We start from the raw sequence: 16,714 nt of genomic DNA, 5'->3' as shown, positions 1-16,714 counted from the left end.
GAGACCGTTCGATGATCCGATGGCTTGCCGCCGTCCTTGCCGCCGCCCTCCTCGCCGCAGCGCCGGCGCGCGCCGACGACGCCGCGGCCCAGGCGCCCGACCCCGGTCCCTTCCGGCTCGGGACCCAGCCCTGGATCGGCTACGGGCCGTGGGCGATTGCCGCCCGCGACGGCCTGTTCGACAAGCAGGGCCTGACCGGGGTCGATCTCGTCGGCTTCGGCCAGGACAAGGAGATCAACGCGGCGCTGGCCAGCGGCCAGCTCGACGGCGCCAACGTCGCCACCCACACGGCGATGGGCATGATCGCCGCGGGCCTGCCGGTGCGGATCGTCATGCTGCTCGACGTCAGCACCACCGCCGACGCCGTGCTCGCCACCGGCGACATCCGCTCGGTGGAGGACCTGCGTGGCCGGCCGGTCGCCTTCGAGCAGGGCAGCACCTCCGACATCCTGATCAACCGCGCCCTCCTGGCGCACGGCATGAGCATCGCCGACATCCAGCCCGTGCCCATGCCTGCGGCGGATGTCGGCGGCGCGCTGATTGCCGGCCGGGTCCCGGCGGCCGTGACCTACGAACCCTACCTCGCCGCGGTCCGGGCCCAGGGCCGCGACGTGCGGGTGCTGTTCACCGCCGGCTCGGAGCCCGGCCTGATCAGCGACGTGCTGATCGTGCGCGAGGACGTGCTGCGCCGGCGCCCCGGGCAGGTCGTCGCGCTGCTCAAGGCCTGGGACGCAGCGCTGGACCGCTACGCCGCCGACCCCGCCCGGGGCCGCGCCGTCATCGCCGAAGCGGTCGGCTCCAACGCGGCGGAACTGAGCGCGGCCTTCGACGGCGTCAAGTTCTACTCGCTCTCCGACAACAAGTCCGCGCTGACCGGCAGCTTCGCCTCCGCCACTCTCCGCGACATCGCCGATGCCGCCCGCGAGGCCGGCATCTTCGCCACCGACATCTCCGCCGCCGGCATGATCGACGGCAGCTTCGTCGCCGCCGCGTTCTGAGGAAGCCGGCGGCACGGCCGGTCCGCACCATGCCGGCATTCGCGTCCTTGCCGCCTGCGGGGCCGCACGCCATCTCTCCCTTCACCGCCGATCGCCGGAGCGTTTCCCGGGCCGCCCGGCGGCAGGGCCCGTCCGGCGGGCACAGTTCAGCGAGGCTTCCTTGGCTCTCAAACGGCAATTGCGGCTCGGCGCCTTCATGCGGCCGACCACCATCCATACCGGCGCCTGGCGCTATCCCGGCGCTTACCCCGATGCGAACTTCAACCTCGCCCATATCCAGCGCTTCGCGCAGACGCTGGAGCGGGGCAGGTTCGACGCCTTCTTCATGGCCGATCACCTGGCCGTGCTGAACATGCCGATCGAGGCGCTCAAGCACAGCCATACCGTCACCTCGTTCGACCCGCTGACGCTGCTGCCGGCGCTGGCGATGGTCACCCGCCGGCTCGGGCTGGTCGCCACCGCATCCACCACATTCGAGCAGCCCTATCTCATCGCCCGGCGCTTCGCCTCGCTCGACCATATCAGCGGCGGCCGGGCCGGCTGGAACATCGTCACCACCTCCAACCCCGATGCCGCGCTGAATTTCGGCATGGAGGAGCACATGGAGCATGACGAGCGCTATCGCCGGGCCCGCGAGTTCTACGACGTGGTCACCGGCCTGTGGGACAGCTGGGCCGACGACGCCTTCGTGCGCGACGTGGCGAGCGGCGTCTACTTCGACCCGGCCCGGCTGCATGTCCTCGGCCACAAGGGACCGTATCTGTCGGTCCGCGGCCCGCTCAATATCGCCCGGCCGATCCAGGGCTGGCCGGTGATCGTGCAGGCGGGCTCGTCCGAGGCCGGCCGGCAGCTCGCGGCCGAGACGGCCGAGGTGGTGTTCGCCGCTCCCTCGCAGCTGGACGACGGCCGGGAGCTTTATCGGGACATCAAGGGCCGGATGGCGGCGCTCGGCCGCGATCCCGACCATCTCAAGATCCTGCCGGCCGCCTTCGTCGTCGTCGGCGACAGCCTGGAGGAGGCCCGCGACAAGCGCGCCCGCCTCGACGGCCTCGTGCACTACGAGAGCGCCCTCGCCTCCCTGTCGATCGCGCTCGGTCACGACGCCGCGCGCTTCGACCCGGATGCGCCGCTGCCGGAGATCCCCGAGACCAACCAGAGCAGGAGCGGGCGCGAGCGGGTGATCGCCCTGGCCAGGCGCGAGAACCTGACCGTCCGCCAGTTGGCGCAGCGCCTCGGCGGCTATGCCGGCCTCGCCTTCGTCGGCACGCCCCGGACCATCGCCGACGCCATGGAGGAATGGCTGGCGAACGAGGCGAGTGACGGCTTCAACGTCATGTTCCCCTACCTGCCCGAGGGCCTCGACGACTTCGTCGACAAGGTGGTGCCGGAATTGCAGCGCCGCGGCCTGTTCCGCCGCGAGTACGAGGGCGCGACCCTGCGCGAGAATCTCGGCCTGCCCCGGCCGGAGAACCGGTTCTTCCCGGCGGGCGGATGAGGCCGCACGCCGACCCGAGAGGGGCGGGCCGAAGCCCGCCCCTCCCGCTACTCCACGATCCGGGTGACGATGCCCGAGCCGATGGTGCGGTTGCCCTCGCGCATGGCGAAGCGCGCGTTCACTTCAAGGGCGACCGGCTTGCCGAGCGCCACGGTGAAACTGGCGGTCTCGCCCGGCAGGATGCGATCACGCTCGGCGCCGAGCTCGATCGTGCCCATGACGTCGGTCGTCCGGAAATAGAACTGCGGCCGGTAGTTCCGGAAGAACGGCGTGTGGCGGCCGCCCTCCTCCTTCGACAGGATCCAGGCCTCCGCCTCGAAGCACCGATGCGCCGCAAGGCTGCCGGGCTTGGCCAGAACCTGGCCGCGCTCGATACTCCTGCGCTCGACCCCGCGCAGGAGGCAGCCGACATTGTCGCCGGCCACGCCCTGGTCGAGGATCTTCTGGAACGTCTCGACCGACGTCACCACCGTGCGCCGGGTCTCGCCGAGGCCGACGATCTCGACCTCGTCGCCGGCCCGGACCACGCCGCGCTCGACAAGGCCGGTGACCACCGTGCCGCGCCCGGCGATGGAATGCACGCCCTCCACCGGCATCAGGAACGGCCGGTCCTTCGGGCGCTCGGGCAGCAGGATGTGGCTGTCCAGCGCCTCGAAGAGCCGAACGATCGCCTCGTCGGCGAGCGGTCCCCGCTCGCCGGCCAGGGCCTTGAGGGCAGAGCCGCGCACGAACGGGGTCGCGGCGCCGTCGAAGCCGTGCCGGGTCAGGAGCTCGCGCGTCTCCAGCTCGACCAGGTCGACCAGCATGGCGTCCCCGGCCGCATCCACCTTGTTGACGAACACCACCAGCCGCGGCACGCCGATCTGGCGGGCCAGCAGGATGTGCTCGCGCGTCTGCGGCATCGGCCCGTCGAGCGCCGAGACCACCAGGATGGCGCCGTCCATCTGCGCCGCGCCGGTGATCATGTTCTTCACATAATCGGCGTGGCCGGGGCAGTCGACATGGGCGTAGTGGCGGCTCGCCGTCGAGAACTCGACATGCCCCGCGGCGATGGTCAGGATCTTGCTGGCATCGCGCGTGCCCTGGGCGGCCGAGGCGCGGGCGACGTCGTGGTAGGGCACGAAATCGCCCCAGCCGCGATCGGCCGAGACCCGGGTCAGCGCCGCCGTCAGCGTGGTCTTGCCGTGATCGACATGACCGATCGTGCCGACATTGCAGTGGGGCAGGCTACGATGAAACTTCTCCTTCGCCATGGGAATGCTCCTGGCAGGCTCTCGTCTGGATTTTTCAGCGATATCGGCACCACGAGAGCCATCCGGTGCCCGAGACCGCGTCTGCGGTCGGGCGGGAAGGCTGCGTCAGGACTGACGGGCGTTCAGGCTCGAGGCAGAGCGAATGCGGCCGGGGAATCGATGTCCCCGGATATCGTCAGCGCTATGAGCTGCGACAGCCGCATGGTTCGGGCGCCCTTTCGGCGTGAAGAGTGGGCGTGGCATATAGCGTAGCGGCAGGTCGGAGACAAGGTTGGGTCGCATGGGCTGGGTCGCATGGGGCAGCCTGCCGCTCCGGCCCTCGAACGCGTCGAAAAGGCGGAACCGACGAGCGCGATCGCCGACCTGTTCCTGAAGCTGGCCTTGAACGGCCCGGTGCACAGGCGCGAGCTCGTGGGCTGCTCGGACGAGGAAGTGGCGGCCGCAGTCAACGTCATCCGGCCACGTTCGAAATGAGATGGGTCTGCCGGCCGCAGCCCGCCGGGACACTCCGGCGGCCTGGCCGCCACAGCCTGCGAGCCCGGCCGATGCCGGGCTCCGATCCTTCGCGTCGTCGTCCTTCCCGTCACCAGCGCGCCAGGCCGAGCAGCTTCTCGCCGAGCGGCGTCAGCCGGGCGGTTTCGGCGTTGTACTTCTCCCAGTCCCGCGGATCGCCCGGGAAGGCATCGCGCTTGGGATGGTCGCGCTCGCGCCACAGCCGGATGCGCTCCTCGCGCCCGGCGTCGTCCTCCCACTCGGCCGGATGCATGGAGATGTACTGCGCCATGCGCACGCGCCCGTCGGCGTGGTTGGGCCGCACCCCGTGCGCCAGCAGCGAGTTGAAGATCAGGAGGTCGCCCGCCTCCATGTCGATGTTGACGACGGAGAGGCCGGCCATGTCGGGATGCATGGGGTCCCGATCGGCGGGCTGGGTGCGCTCCCAGGCGTCGAAATTCTCGAACAGCTCGGGCACGCACTGGAAGCCGCCGACGTCGCCGTCCTGCCGCTTGAGGCTGAGCACGCCCTGCACGCCGACGGGAAGCGGCCGGATGGAGGTGTCGACGTCCCAGTGGATGAAGCCGTGCGGATTGCCCTTCACCCGCTTCGGCGGATTGAGGTTGGCCCGGTCGATGGTGACCCAGAGATCCTCACGGTCCCAGATGTCGACGAAGGCTTCGTAGACGCGCTGCTGCATCCGGTTGTCCCAGAGATATTGGTGATTGTAGATCTCCAGCATCCCGGTGTTGTTGAGTTCCTTCATCTTGTGCTCCCGGCGCTGCGGTGCGTACCAGGTCGCGGGATCGTCCGGATCCTTCTCGTCGAAACGCCAGAGCAGCTCGACGAGCCGCTCGACATTGGCGGCCGGCACGGCCTGGCGGACGATGACATAGCCCCTGGTCGTCCAGTGACGCCAGTCCGCCTCGGACAGGACCCGCAGCGGCAGGGTCTTGCGGATGTCCTTCAGCTGGGTCGTGGACGTCGTGGTCGGATGGGCGTCGCGCTTCACGGCTGCGGTGGCCTGCAAGGTCTCCTCCTCTTCCTCGAATGCGTGGGCGATGGGGACAGGATAGGCCGACCCCGCCCGCCATGTTGGCTGAGGCTGGCAATCTCTGATACTATTCTGGCGTCCTTGCTCCCGAGCACGCCGCGTGAAGGCCTATCTGGAAAGACTGCAGCCCCCAGCCGACGCGTCATGGAGCATGCTCAACCGGCGCCTCGACGACGGCATTCCCTTCGAGTGGCACCACCATCCCGAGTTCGAGCTGACGCTGACGCTCAATTCGCGCGGACAGCGCTTCATCGCCGACCATGTCGGCCGCTACGACGATGGCGACCTGGTGCTCGTGGGCCCCAACCAGCCGCACAGCTGGGCCTCGACCGACAGGATCGACCCGGCGCAGCCGCACACCGCCCTGGTGTTCTGGTTCACCCAGGCCTGGATCGACCGCTTCGGCGCCGGCGTCCCGGAGTTCGAGCCGATCCGGGCGCTGGCGGGCCGGGCTGCCGCCGGCCTCCAATTCTCGCCGGAAGCGGCCGCGGCCGTGCGCGACGACTGTCAGCGCATCTTCGACCTCGCGCCCGCCGGGCGCCTTCTCGCCCTTCTCGACATCCTCGGCCGCCTCGCCGGCGACCGCGGCGCCGTCCCGCTGGCGCACCTGCCGGTTCCCGTGGTCGCCGGCGGCAGCCGCGAGCGCATCGATCGCCTGCTGACCCATATCCACCGGACCTATCGGCGCAGGCTCGCCCTGGAGGATCTGGCCGAAGTCGCGGCGCTCAGCGTCTCGGGCATGCACCGGATGTTCGTCAAGCACACGCAGCGGACGATCTCCGCCTATGTCGCGCAGTTGCGGATCGGCGACGCCTGCGCCCGGCTTTCGGACACCACCCAGCCGATCCGCCACATCGCCGGCGTGGTGGGCTATGCCTCGCTCGCGAATTTCAACCGGCGGTTCCTCGCGCTCAAGGGCATGACGCCCCGGGCGTACCGGGCGATGTTCGCCGCGCCGCCGCGTCGCCGGCTCCGGACATAGGATGAGGCCCGCGCCATGCCAGATCCATGCGGGTTCCCCCCCGATGCGTCCACAGTGCCGTCACAGGTTCGCGTCAGGCTCAGCACGGTACCGCGTGAGCCGGGAGGATGCGGTCATCGTCGATGCCATCGCTCCCGCGGCTCCCGCATACGGCCCCTCGGATTGCCCGACCCAGGATCGAACCCATGGATATCAAGCGCAACGGGTCCCAGCCCTCCCGCAAGGGGCCGGCCGAGTATTTTTCCGGCACGGTGCGGGTCGACCCGCTCTCCCATGCCGACGAGCCGGCCCGCGTCGCCGGCGCCAGCGTCACCTTCGAGCCCGGCGCCCGCACCGCCTGGCACACCCACCCGCTCGGCCGGCCCCTGATCGTCACCGCCGGCTGCGGCCGGGCCCGGCGCTGGGGCGGCCCGGTCGAGGAGATCCGTCCGGACGACATCGTCTGGTTCCCTCCGGGGGAGAAGCACTGGCACGGCGCCGCGCCCTCCACGGCCATGACGCATATCGCCATCCAGGAACAGCAGGACGGCAAGACCGTCGACTGGCTGGAGCAGGTCGGCGACGCACAGTACAAGGGCGAGGGCAAGACGGCGTGAACCGCAGGCCCCTGCCCGTGATCTTGCCCGCCGCCAGACGCCACAACGGTCCAAGGAGCCGCAGACCCGATGAAGAGCGCAGCCACCGCCGGCGAGTCCCCGTCCCGGCTGATCGATGCGAGGATCGAGGAACTGGGCGACTGGCGGGGCATGACGCTCGCCCATGTCCGCGCCCTCATCCGGCAGGCGGACCCCGACGTGGTCGAGGAGTGGAAGTGGCGGGGCGTCCCGGTGTGGTCCCACGCGGGCCAAATCTGCACCGGCGAGACCTACAAGAGCATCGTGAAGCTGACCTTCGCCAAGGGCGCCTCGCTCGAGGACCCGTCGCACCTGTTCAACGCCAGCCTGGACGGCAATGTCCGGCGCGCCATCGATCTTCGCGAAGGCGATGAGATCGATGCGGATGCCTTCATGGCGCTCGTGCGGGCTGCGGTGGCCCTGAACCGGCCCCGGAGCCGATAGCCGGCTCGGGAGCCGGACGCAGGTCGCCGTTCCGCGCGCCCCTCAACTCTGCGCCTCCTCGCCGGCGGACTTGGCCGTCCGCTTGCGCGCGGCGACGGCCCGGCCGAAGGTCCGGTTGATTTCCTTCAAGCTCGCAATCGTGGGGCCGCGCGGCGGTGAGCCCGCATCCGGCTCCTTTGCACCGGCTGCGCCGACGCGCTCGCCGAGCCTGCCGCACAACTCGCGCATCAGCACCGCGGCCATCAGGTTCTCGCCCGCCGACAGCCGCTCAACCTCGGCGAGAGCCAGCGCGATCAGGTCGGCGTCGGTCATATGATCGGATCATCGGCAGCGGCGCATAGGTACTAATCCGTATCAGTTGCCGCGCGATTCGTACCGCCGACGAGCTTGCCAGCCAGGAACGCCATCACCGGATCGTGGCGGAGCTGTCTGCATCGGGGCGTCTCCCCAAATTCGTAAGAGGGGCAAAACCCCGGGCAGGTGTCGGCGAAACGGGTATTGAGAAGGCAGTACGGCCAAAAAAACTCTGTGCTTTCAACGGCACAATTTTCGTTGTGACCCGATGCCTTGAGTGTGTGCCCGGGGTTTTGCCCCTCTTGCTAAAATCGAGTCAAGTTGTTGTCGCAACTCAACTTTCTCAAATCTGACGCCGATATGCCTGTCCGCCGTGAGATATCCGGGCTAAAGCGTTTTGCGATTCGACGGATCCCATCAAGTCGCAAAGACGCGTCGAAACAAGGAGTTAGAGCAAAGCGCGTCTTCACCAAAACGCGCTTTGCTCTAGCCCTGCCGCGCCGGCCAGCGCTCGAACACCGCCCGCGCCGACGCGGGGATCGGGGTCGGCCGGCGCGAGGCCATGTCGATGGCGACGACGACGCAGCGCGCCGCCGCGGCGCAGGCGCCGTTGGAGAACAGCGCCTGGCGCAGGCGCATCGAGCTCGTGCCGACATGCTCCACGCCGCTCGCCGCCTCGACCGTGCCGGGCCAGTTGAGCTCGCGGAGATAGTCGATCTCGAAGCGCACGATGGCAAAGCCGATTTCGGCGGAGAAGGAGATGCCGGCCTCGAACACCAGCGCCGTGCGGTTGCTCTCCATCAGCGAGCCGAAGGCGCCGTTGTTGATGTGGCCGAGGCGGTCCATGTCGGCAAAACGCAGCTCATGCCGCGTCCGCCAGGGCAGCGCGTCGATCGCCGGAGCCGGTTCGCGCATGGTCGTTTCCTTCGCTCGGCCGCCGCGCGGCCCTGACGCCTCAGGCCTCGCGCGGCCGCTTGTGGCCAAAGCCCTTGCCCTTGCGGTGGGGCGGCTTGCCACCGCGGGGGCTCCGGGCCGACCGGTCGACCGGGCCGGGCGGCGCGGCGGCCGGCTCGATGCGGGCGTCCTTGCCCTCGCCCTGGCCGCCGCCCTGGCGAACGGCGGCGGCGAAATGCTCGGCGGCCGCGGCCGAGACCTCGAACTTGGTCTCGCGGTCGAAGATACGGATGGCGCCGATGGCTTCGCGATCGACATCGCCGCGCCGGCACAGCATCGGCAGCAGCCAGCGCGGATCGGCGTTGCTGCGCCGGCCGACGGTGACGCGGAACCACACGCTGCCGTCCGCCCCCTGCGATGGCGCCGTCCTGCCGCGATCGCGCGGACCGGCGGCCCGCGGCTCGCGCGCGTCGCGGCCGAAGCCGGGATCGCCGACCTCCTCGGGCGCGGGATGGCGCAAGCGATAGACCCGCACCAGCGCCGCGGCGATCTCCTCGGCCGAGCGTTCGGCCAGCAGCGCCCGCGCCGCGGCGATGTCGTCCTCGCCCGCCTCCTCCGTCAGCAGCGGGTCGACCAGCAGGCGTTCCTGGTCGAGCCGGCGGATCTCCTCGGCGGTCGGCGGCGGGGTCCAGTCCGCCTTCAGCCCGGCGTCGGCCAGCAGCCGCTCGGCCCGGCGGCGCTTCGAGGGCGAGGCCAGGATGACGCTGATGCCCTTGCGGCCGGCCCGGCCGGTGCGGCCGCTGCGGTGCTGCAGCGCCTCGGCATCGTGCGGCAGGTCGGCATGGACGACGAGCCCGAGATTGGGCAGGTCGATGCCGCGCGCCGCCACGTCGGTGGCGACGCAGACCCGCGAGCGCCCGTCGCGCAGCGCCTGCAGCGCCTGGTTGCGCTCGTGCTGACTGAGCTCGCCCGACAGCGCCACGGCGGAGAAGCCGCGTTCCTGCAGCGTCGCCTGCAGGTGGCGCACCGCCTCGCGCGTGTTGCAGAACACGATCGCCCCCGGCGCCTCGACGAAGCGCAGCACGTTGACCACCGCGCGCTCCACTTCCTGGCCGTGCACGCGGATGGCGCGGTATTCGATGTCGGCATGGCCGGACTCGCCGCCCATCACCTCGACGCGCAGGGCGTCGCGCTGGTAGCGCCGGGCCAGCGCCACGATGCCCTTGGGCAGGGTGGCCGAGAACAGCAGCGTGCGCCGTTCCGCCGGCGTCGTCTCGAGGATGAACTCCAGATCCTCGCGAAAGCCCATGTCGAGCATCTCGTCGGCCTCGTCCAGCACCACCGCCCGCAGCGTGCCGACCTTGAGAGCGCCGCGTTCGAGATGGTCGCGCAGCCGCCCCGGCGTGCCGACGACGATATGCGCGCCCTCGCCGAGAGCCCGCTGCTCGCGCCGCGGATCCATGCCGCCGACGCACGACACCACCCGCCCGCCCGCTGCGCCATAGAGCCAGGCCAGCTCGCGCTGCACCTGCAGGGCGAGCTCGCGCGTCGGCGCGACCACCAGGGCCAGCGGCTCCGCGGCCCGCCCCAGCGCCTGCGCCTCGCCGAGGAGGTCGGCGCCGATCGCCAATCCGAAGGCGACCGTCTTGCCCGAGCCGGTCTGGGCCGAGACCAGGAGGTCGCGGCCGACCGCCGCCTCTTCCAGCACCGCCGCCTGAACAGGGGTGGCGACGGTGTAGCTGCGTTCGGCGAGCGCCGACGCCAGCGCCGGGTGGGTGGGAGGAAAGGTCACGTCAGGGCCTCGAATTCGGCGCAGCCATTGCGGGTCCGGAGCGGGCCCCCGGGCTTCGACACCGCGATCGGATCTGCTCATAGAGGGAATCTCGCGGCCGCGCCATGGCGGTGCCCATGGCGTTCACATCGATTTCGCCGGCCGGGGTGCCGGACCGGCGGCGTTTTCCTGGCGGCGATGCGGCCGCAACCCGCCGGCGACGGCGCGGCGCCGCCGCCGTTTGCCGCCGGCAGCATGCGGGAATTTCGACGCAACCGAACGGGCCGGACACAGCGCCCGCGGCAATTCCGCGCAACACTGCGCGCACCCCGGGCGCAGGCGGCCTGCAACGCGCCGGCGGGAGAGCCGTGCAAGGCCGGGGGTGGACGGCCGGGACGGTCGCCGGGCTCGGCCCCTTCGTCGCCCTGCTCGGCGAGGATACCGGGGTCCTGTTCGAGACCGCCGACGCCGCCCTCTACCGGGCCAAGGGACTGGGCCGGAACCGGGTGCAGGCCGTCAATCTCGACCAGCCGGCGGCGCCGGCCGTCGCCCTGGAACGCTGATGCCGGCCTTGGCCGCGACGGCGGCGAGTGCGCCGTAGTCGATCTTCGAGCGGTGCCGGCGGTCGAGCGGAATGGCTTCGACCGGCACCGCCCTGAGCCCGCCGAGCGCCTCCGCGCCGGCTGTCCAGGCGGCGCGATGCTTCATGTCGCCGGCAATGGCCAAGGCCGGCGGGTCGCTTCCGGGGATCAGCGCCGCCTGTCGCACGCCCGGCCAGAACCGCGCCGCCGCTTCCACGGGGAAGGGGTGGAACCGCCCGGCCCCGGCGCCCTTGCGGCCGAGCAGCCAGAGCCGCCCCTCGTCGTCGAGCCGGCCGGCATCGCCGGTGCGGTGCCAGATCGCGCCGTCGCGGGCGAGCTTGGTGGCGGCGTCGGCGGCGGGATCGAGATAGCCCTTGTTGACGTGGTCGCCGGTGACGATGATCTCGTCCTCGATCAGCTCGAGCCGGATCGCCCCGATCGGCCGGCCGGCCAGCAGGCCGGCGCCGCCGCGCATGGCGGACCAGTCGCCGGCCGAGATCGCCGCCAGGGCCTGGTGGGCGATCGGCTCGGCTTCGGTCGAGCCGTAGACCGCGACGATGTCCTCGGTCCGCAGCCGGTCGGCGAGGCGCTGCAGCAGGTCGGGGAACACCGGCCCGCCGCCGGTGAGCACGGTGCGCAGCCCCGGCACCGGCGTGCCCTCGGCCAGCACGGCGCAGATCGAGGGCGGCACCAGGGCCCGGGTGACGCCGCGCGCCGCCGCCAGCGCGGCGATCGCCTGCGGGCGCACCCGGTCGTGCCGCGCCAGCTTCCAGTCCGGCAGCACCGAGGTGATGCCGAGGCCGAGATTGGCGATGACGAAGACGGGAAAGGCGACGAGGTCGACGGCGGGCTCGCCGCCGACATCGAGCAGCTCGCCGACGCAGGCGTTCTGCGCCGCAAGGAAGCCGTGGCTGCGCAGGATCGCCTTGGGCCGGCCGGTCGAGCCGGAGGTGAAGGAGATCAGCGCGGGATGGCCGGGACCGGCGGCATTGACGGGATCGCCGGCGCCGGCCGCCGCGTCGAGGCCGAGCCGCAGCGGCGCGGCCCGCAGCTCCGGCAGCAGGAGGCCGAGACCCCGGTACCAGCCGCCGCCGAGAAAGGCCTTCGGCGCACTCGCCCGTGCCGCGTGGCGCAGCCCGGCGAGGCCGAGCGCCGGCTCGGGGAACACCACCACGGCGCCAAGCCGCCATAGCGCGGCGATGGCGGCATAGAGGTCGATGCCGAGCGGCATCGCCATCAGCACCCGGTCGCCCGGGCCGATGCCGCGGCCGCGCCAGGCGAGCGCCAGCCGGCGCGAGCGCTCGGCCAGCGCCCCGAAGCTCGCGGCTTCGCCGCGCGGGGCGACGATCGCCGTCCGCCCGCTCCAGCGCTCGGCATTGGCGAGGAACGGCGCGAGCAGGTTCACAGCGGCCGGCCCATCAGGGCATAGCGCCGGAAGACCTCGGCGCCGTAGCGGCTGCTGCGCTGGCACAAGACATTGTCGACATGCATCAGCGCATGGATTACCGTGTCGTAGCCCAGCTCCAGCGCCCGGCGGTGAAAGCTGTCGGCAAGGACATGGCCGACGCCGCGCACGCCGCTGGCATAGGTCTTGAGGATCGCCGTGCGCGGCGCGGCGCCCTCCAGCCGGTCCGGCAGGCCGAACAGGAAGCCGACGAGCCGATCGTCCGGCGCATGGGCGAACAGCACGAAGCGCGGATCGACCAGCGGCAGCACCGGCTCGTAGAGCTTCAGGAAGGCCTGCCGCTCGATCGGCTTGAAGAAGCGGTTGCCGGCGAAGCTCGCCGCCGACATCTCGAACAGCCGGTCGACGAAGCCGGCCGCGTCGCGCCCGTCCCAGGCGGCGACGCGGATGCCCGGCATGGAAGCGGTCTCGCTGCCGACGGCGTCCGCCAGCCGGGCGCGGGCCGAGACATAATCGGAGATCGCCGAGAACCCGGCCGCCCGGAACGCCGCGAGGTCGTGCGCAGCGCTGACCGGCTCCATGGCGAAAGGCGGCGAGCCGTCGCTTTCGCAGACGAGGCGGTAGCGGTGCCAGGTGTCGCCGTCCATCGGCCCGACCAGGGCCTGGAAGCCCTCGGCGCGCAGGAGGTCCGCGGCCTTGTCGAGCAGCGCCCGCCCGCTCGCCGCGTCCTCGCAGGAAAAGCCGCCGAGCGCGGCCGTGCGCAGCCCGTTCCAGGATGGCCCGTCGCGATGGATCGTGCCGGTGGCGCCGGCAACGGCCAGGACTTGCGGCAAGGCGCTCATGCGAAGACTCCCTTGGTCAGGAACAGGGCGAGCGGGGCGACGATGGCGACGGCGAGGACGCGCGGGCTGCGATAGCGCTCGAACAGCGCGGGCCGCAGCAGGCCGGCGGCCGTGGCGAGACCGAGCGCCGCCGCGGTCCAGGGCCAGAGCGGCCCGTGCCAGGCGGCCTCGTCGGCCTTCCAGCCGGTGAGGAGATGCGCCGCCGCCATCAGCGCGGCGAAACCGGGCACGGCGAGCCAGCGCCGGCGTCCGCCGAGGGCGAGTGCCAGGAAGGCCGCCGCCATGGCGGCGAAGGTGAGGTTGAACAGATCCACGGTCGGCCGCTCGAAACAGCGGCCGACGAACAGCCAGAACACGCTGGTCCCGGCGATGACCGCGAGCACGTCGAGGTCGGGATAGGGGCTGCGGCAGGGCCGCAGCCGCCGCGCCGCCAGATGCGCCAGGATGGCGACGACCGGCAGCACGGCGTTGCGCGGCTGCACGATCGAGCAGACCAGGAAGATCAGCACGGTGTAGGCGCTGGCCGCATGCCGACCCAGATGCAGCGCCGGCGCCAGGGCCAGCATCAGGGCCGTGGCGGCGACGAACAGCAGGGCGAGCCCGGCCAGGGCCGGGGCGGGCGTGGCGAGATGGCTCGCCAGCAGGAAATGCAGGCTGAGCGGCACGAAGAGATTGTCGAGCCCGCGCCAGGATTCGGCTTCGACCAGCGCGCCGAAGGCCGCCACGATCAGGCCGAGGACGATGACCGACAGCCGCGGCGCGTCGGTCATCGCCAGGAGCAGGATCATCGCCAGGAGCCAGGTGACGACGAAGAAGGCGACGACGCCCTCGATGCTCTTGGCCCCGGCCTCGACGGCGAAGCGGCGGCGGCCGTAATGCGAGCCGACCAGGGCGGCGGCCGCATCCGACAGCGTCAGCACCAGGATCGGCAGCACGTAGAGGATCGGCTGGCCCTGCGAGGAGAAGAACAGGAAGCCGACGGCGAGGCTGAGATAGATCTCGCCGTGCGAGCGCCGCTCGACCGCGTGCAGCGTCGAGGCGAGGCCGCTGCGGGCGAACATCGGCAGGCGCAGCACCAGCATCACCGCGACCGAGGCCAGCACCAGCGCCGCCACCGGCCAGCGCTCGGAGAAGGTGAGCGGCAGGGTCAGCGCATAGAGGCCGGTGGCGACATGCACGATCTTGCGCTGCAGCTCGGCCGGCAGCGCAAAGCGCCGGGCGGCGCGCTTGACCGCGGCCATGGCGCCGAGCAGCAGGCCGATCGACAGGACGATCAGGCCGAGATTCGCCGCCACGTTCATCCCGGCAGCGCCTCCTCGACCACGAAGTCGGAGTAGAAGAAGGCCTTGTCCATGGCCTTGCCTTCGTCCTCGACCGCCTGCAGCCGCCGGACGCGCCCGGCGAAGGCCGCCGGCGCGCGGCGCGGCACCATCATGTTCCAGTAGACCAGGCGGGCGCCCGGCCGCGCCGCGGCCAGCACCGAGTCGTAGACCGCGGCGAACGCCGTCTCGTCCATGTATTCGAATATGTCGGAGAGGTTGAAGCCGTCGGCCGTCTCGCCGGTGGCGACGAAGCGCTCGAGCGCTCCCGGCCGGATGTCGAGCCGGTCGAGCCGGCCGCGGATCGTCTCGAAATGTTCGGGCCGCCAGGGCAGCGGCAGGGCCTCGTCATGGGTGCCGGTCAGGATCCAGCGCAGATAGGGATTGCGGCGCGGGTCGAGGTCGACCGCGGCATGGCGGATGCGCCGCGCCACGTGCTCGGCGAGGCTGCCCTCGACATGGTCGAAGAAGGCCGGGTCGCGCCCGAGGGCCCCCATCACCGCCCTGGAGAAGAACAGGTTCAGCAGGAGCCGCCAGCGCCAGGTGTCCCAGCGCTGGCGCATGAACACCTCGCGCACCGCCCTGGGCCGCTGGTGGAACACCGCCTCGACCGTGGCGCGGCTGTGGACCAGCGGCAGCAGGCGCGTGCGCAGGATGCGGAAATAGCGCTCGAACTTGCCGACGCCGCCGAGGCCGTAGGCCTCGACATCGGCTCGCCGCCCGGCCCAGAAGGCCTGGTCCCCGGCATCGAGCGTGGCGGCCACGCGGTCCAGCAGCGCGCCGCGCCGCTCGGAGGGACGCGAGCCCATCAGCTCCAGGAAGGCGGCGTGGTCGAGCCCGCGATACATCGCCATGCGGATGCGCAGGCAGGCGAGCTGGGCCGGCGAGAGGTCGACGACCACGACGCGCGCGGGGTCGAGCGTCAGCATCGCCAGGGCATTGTCGCCGGCCGAGCAGATCGACACCAGCGTCGCGCCGGGCGCCGAGCCGAGGCCGTGCAGCAGCACGTCGGCATCCTCCCAGAGCTGGGCGTAGCGGATGTGGTCGAAACGCGCCTTGCCGGCGATCTGGCTGTCAACCATCGATCTTCCTCACCGTGCCGGCGGCGCCGTCGACCTCCAGCCATTCACCCGAGCGCACCCAGTCGGTCGCGCCCTTGAGGCCGACGACGCAGGGGATGCCGAGCTCGCGCGCCACGATCGCCGAATGGGACAGCAGGCTGCCGCGCTCGACCACGATGGCCGAGGCGTTGGCGAACACCGCGATCCAGCCGGGATCGGTGTGGCGCGCCACCAGGATGTCGCCGCGCTCCAGGCTCTCGCTGCGCGGGTCGCGCACCACCCGCGCCCGCGCCCGCACCAGGCCGCGCGAGCAGGCGGTGCCGGCGCGCTCGGCGCCGGCGGCCGTCGCGACGATGCCGGCCGTGGCCGCGGCCAGCCCGGCGACGACGCCGCCGCGCACGGTCAGCCGCTCCGGCGGATCGGGCCGCATCGCGGCCGCCTGCATCTCGGCCTTGCGGACGGCGACGAGGCCCTTCAGGTCGGCGGTGACGCCGGCGCCCTCGATGGCACCGAGCACTTCGGCGACGGTGAGCGCCAGCACGTCGCGCGGCTCCGCGACGAGGCCGTGGGCGTGGAGCTGCCGGCCGATAGCCAGGAACAGCCGGCGAGCCCGGCCGAAGATGCGGGTGCGCTCGAAGCGCAGGTTCTCGCGATCGCGCACCCGGTCCTTGGCCCAGCCGACGAAACGGGCGGCCAGGACACGCCGCAGCGGCCGGCCGGCGAACAGCGCCGCGAGCCGCGCCGCGGCCTCGCCCTCGGGCCGCTGCGGCCCGCCCCCGGCCCGGGCGGCGCCGGCGATCGAGGCGAGCAGCGGCCGCGGATCCTCGTCGAGCGTGATGCTTTCCAGCTTCAGCTCTTCGGTGCAGCGGTCGCCGAACTTCTCCAGATAGGCCGCGACCTCGGCCGCCAGCGCCGGATGGCCGGCGAGCGCATCCCGATCGCCGGCCGCCAGCCGGCCGAGCAGGGCCTCGTCGCCGGCCGCCATGGCGCCCATGCGGCGGATGCGCTGCGCCGGCTCGGCCGAGACGATGTCGCCCTGGCCGATCATGATGTCGTTGTGCACGGCGAGCCCGGCCTCGCCGGCCCAGCGGCCGATGAGCTTGCGCGAGGCGCCGAAAGCGATCATGCACAGGAAGTCGTTGATCAGCGGCGCGTCCCAGCGGTCGAGCAGGTCGGCTTCGATACGCCGGTATTCGCCGGCCAGGGCCGAGAGCG

General features: G+C 71.7%; 17 protein-coding genes. 7 read left to right on the top strand and 10 right to left on the bottom strand.

Annotated elements, in window-relative coordinates; translation table 11 throughout:
- The first annotated feature begins 11 nt into the window (after positions 1-11).
- Complete coding sequence (locus AC27L4_RS30460; RefSeq protein ID WP_487146413.1) at positions 12-998, top strand: ABC transporter substrate-binding protein; 987 nt, start codon at positions 12-14, stop codon at positions 996-998.
- Positions 999-1,194: 196 nt separating this feature from the next.
- A complete protein-coding gene (locus tag AC27L4_RS30455) occupies positions 1,195-2,493 on the top strand; it encodes an LLM class flavin-dependent oxidoreductase (protein ID WP_487146659.1) in 1,299 nt (432 codons plus the stop codon).
- 47 nt (positions 2,494-2,540) lie between these two features.
- Here AC27L4_RS30455 and tuf read toward each other — a convergent pair whose 3' ends face one another.
- On the bottom strand, positions 2,541-3,746 hold the full coding sequence (gene tuf / locus AC27L4_RS30450; RefSeq protein WP_487146412.1) for an elongation factor Tu: 1,206 nt from the start codon (positions 3,744-3,746) through the stop codon (positions 2,541-2,543).
- A gap of 294 nt (positions 3,747-4,040) precedes the next feature.
- On the opposite strand from tuf, the gene AC27L4_RS30445 reads away from it, so the two are divergent.
- Positions 4,041-4,220, top strand: a complete 180-nt coding sequence (locus AC27L4_RS30445; protein ID WP_487146410.1) for a hypothetical protein — start codon at positions 4,041-4,043, stop codon at positions 4,218-4,220.
- Between the two features lie 109 nt (positions 4,221-4,329).
- Here AC27L4_RS30445 and AC27L4_RS30440 read toward each other — a convergent pair whose 3' ends face one another.
- Positions 4,330-5,268, bottom strand: a complete 939-nt coding sequence (locus tag AC27L4_RS30440) for a phytanoyl-CoA dioxygenase family protein (protein WP_487146409.1) — start codon at positions 5,266-5,268, stop codon at positions 4,330-4,332.
- 124 nt (positions 5,269-5,392) lie between these two features.
- Here AC27L4_RS30440 and AC27L4_RS30435 point away from each other — a divergent pair, with 124 nt between their 5' ends.
- From AC27L4_RS30435 to AC27L4_RS30425, 3 genes are all read left to right on the top strand, one after another.
- Positions 5,393-6,274: a helix-turn-helix domain-containing protein gene (locus AC27L4_RS30435; protein ID WP_487146408.1), complete on the top strand. Its 882-nt coding sequence runs from the start codon at positions 5,393-5,395 to the stop codon at positions 6,272-6,274.
- Between the two features lie 185 nt (positions 6,275-6,459).
- Complete coding sequence (locus AC27L4_RS30430) at positions 6,460-6,870, top strand: (R)-mandelonitrile lyase (RefSeq protein WP_487146407.1); 411 nt, start codon at positions 6,460-6,462, stop codon at positions 6,868-6,870.
- A 69-nt stretch (positions 6,871-6,939) separates the two neighbouring features.
- Positions 6,940-7,332, top strand: a complete 393-nt coding sequence (locus AC27L4_RS30425) for a DUF1801 domain-containing protein (protein ID WP_487146406.1) — start codon at positions 6,940-6,942, stop codon at positions 7,330-7,332.
- A gap of 42 nt (positions 7,333-7,374) precedes the next feature.
- Here the strand turns inward: AC27L4_RS30425 and AC27L4_RS30420 are convergent, their stop codons facing one another.
- The 3 genes from AC27L4_RS30420 to AC27L4_RS30410 all read right to left on the bottom strand — a co-directional run bounded on the left by AC27L4_RS30420 (position 7,375) and on the right by AC27L4_RS30410 (position 10,312).
- Positions 7,375-7,644, bottom strand: coding sequence for a hypothetical protein (locus tag AC27L4_RS30420; RefSeq protein ID WP_487146404.1), 270 nt, complete (start codon positions 7,642-7,644; stop codon positions 7,375-7,377).
- Positions 7,645-8,112: 468 nt separating this feature from the next.
- Positions 8,113-8,541, bottom strand: a complete 429-nt coding sequence (locus AC27L4_RS30415) for an acyl-CoA thioesterase (RefSeq protein ID WP_487146403.1) — start codon at positions 8,539-8,541, stop codon at positions 8,113-8,115.
- A 40-nt stretch (positions 8,542-8,581) separates the two neighbouring features.
- Positions 8,582-10,312, bottom strand: a complete 1,731-nt coding sequence (locus tag AC27L4_RS30410; protein WP_487146402.1) for a DEAD/DEAH box helicase — start codon at positions 10,310-10,312, stop codon at positions 8,582-8,584.
- 347 nt (positions 10,313-10,659) lie between these two features.
- Here AC27L4_RS30410 and AC27L4_RS30405 point away from each other — a divergent pair, with 347 nt between their 5' ends.
- Positions 10,660-10,854, top strand: a complete 195-nt coding sequence (locus AC27L4_RS30405; protein WP_487146401.1) for a hypothetical protein — start codon at positions 10,660-10,662, stop codon at positions 10,852-10,854.
- Here AC27L4_RS30405 and AC27L4_RS30400 read toward each other — a convergent pair.
- The 5 genes from AC27L4_RS30400 to AC27L4_RS30380 all read right to left on the bottom strand — a co-directional run.
- Positions 10,808-12,277 (bottom strand): AMP-binding protein, encoded by a 1,470-nt coding sequence (locus AC27L4_RS30400; RefSeq protein WP_487146400.1) that lies wholly within the window; start codon positions 12,275-12,277, stop codon positions 10,808-10,810. The two genes, AC27L4_RS30405 and AC27L4_RS30400, sit on opposite strands and share 47 nt — an antisense overlap.
- On the bottom strand, positions 12,274-13,119 hold the full coding sequence (locus tag AC27L4_RS30395; RefSeq protein ID WP_487146399.1) for a hypothetical protein: 846 nt from the start codon (positions 13,117-13,119) through the stop codon (positions 12,274-12,276). The genes AC27L4_RS30400 and AC27L4_RS30395 overlap by 4 nt, the downstream gene beginning before the upstream one ends.
- A complete protein-coding gene (locus tag AC27L4_RS30390; protein ID WP_487146398.1) occupies positions 13,116-14,420 on the bottom strand; it encodes a diacylglycerol/polyprenol kinase family protein in 1,305 nt (434 codons plus the stop codon). Before AC27L4_RS30390 ends, AC27L4_RS30395 begins: the two co-directional genes overlap by 4 nt.
- Positions 14,417-15,520, bottom strand: coding sequence for a BtaA family protein (locus AC27L4_RS30385; protein WP_487146396.1), 1,104 nt, complete (start codon positions 15,518-15,520; stop codon positions 14,417-14,419). The genes AC27L4_RS30390 and AC27L4_RS30385 overlap by 4 nt, the downstream gene beginning before the upstream one ends.
- A partial coding sequence (locus AC27L4_RS30380; protein ID WP_487146395.1) for a PEP-utilizing enzyme occupies positions 15,513-16,714 on the bottom strand: 1,202 nt, incomplete at its 5' end. The genes AC27L4_RS30380 and AC27L4_RS30385, both read right to left, overlap by 8 nt.

Source organism: Labrys sp. Lb11 (assembly GCF_057554225.1).
Note: the sequence above shows the minus strand (reverse complement) of the source record. Positions and strands in the feature narration are given on the sequence as shown.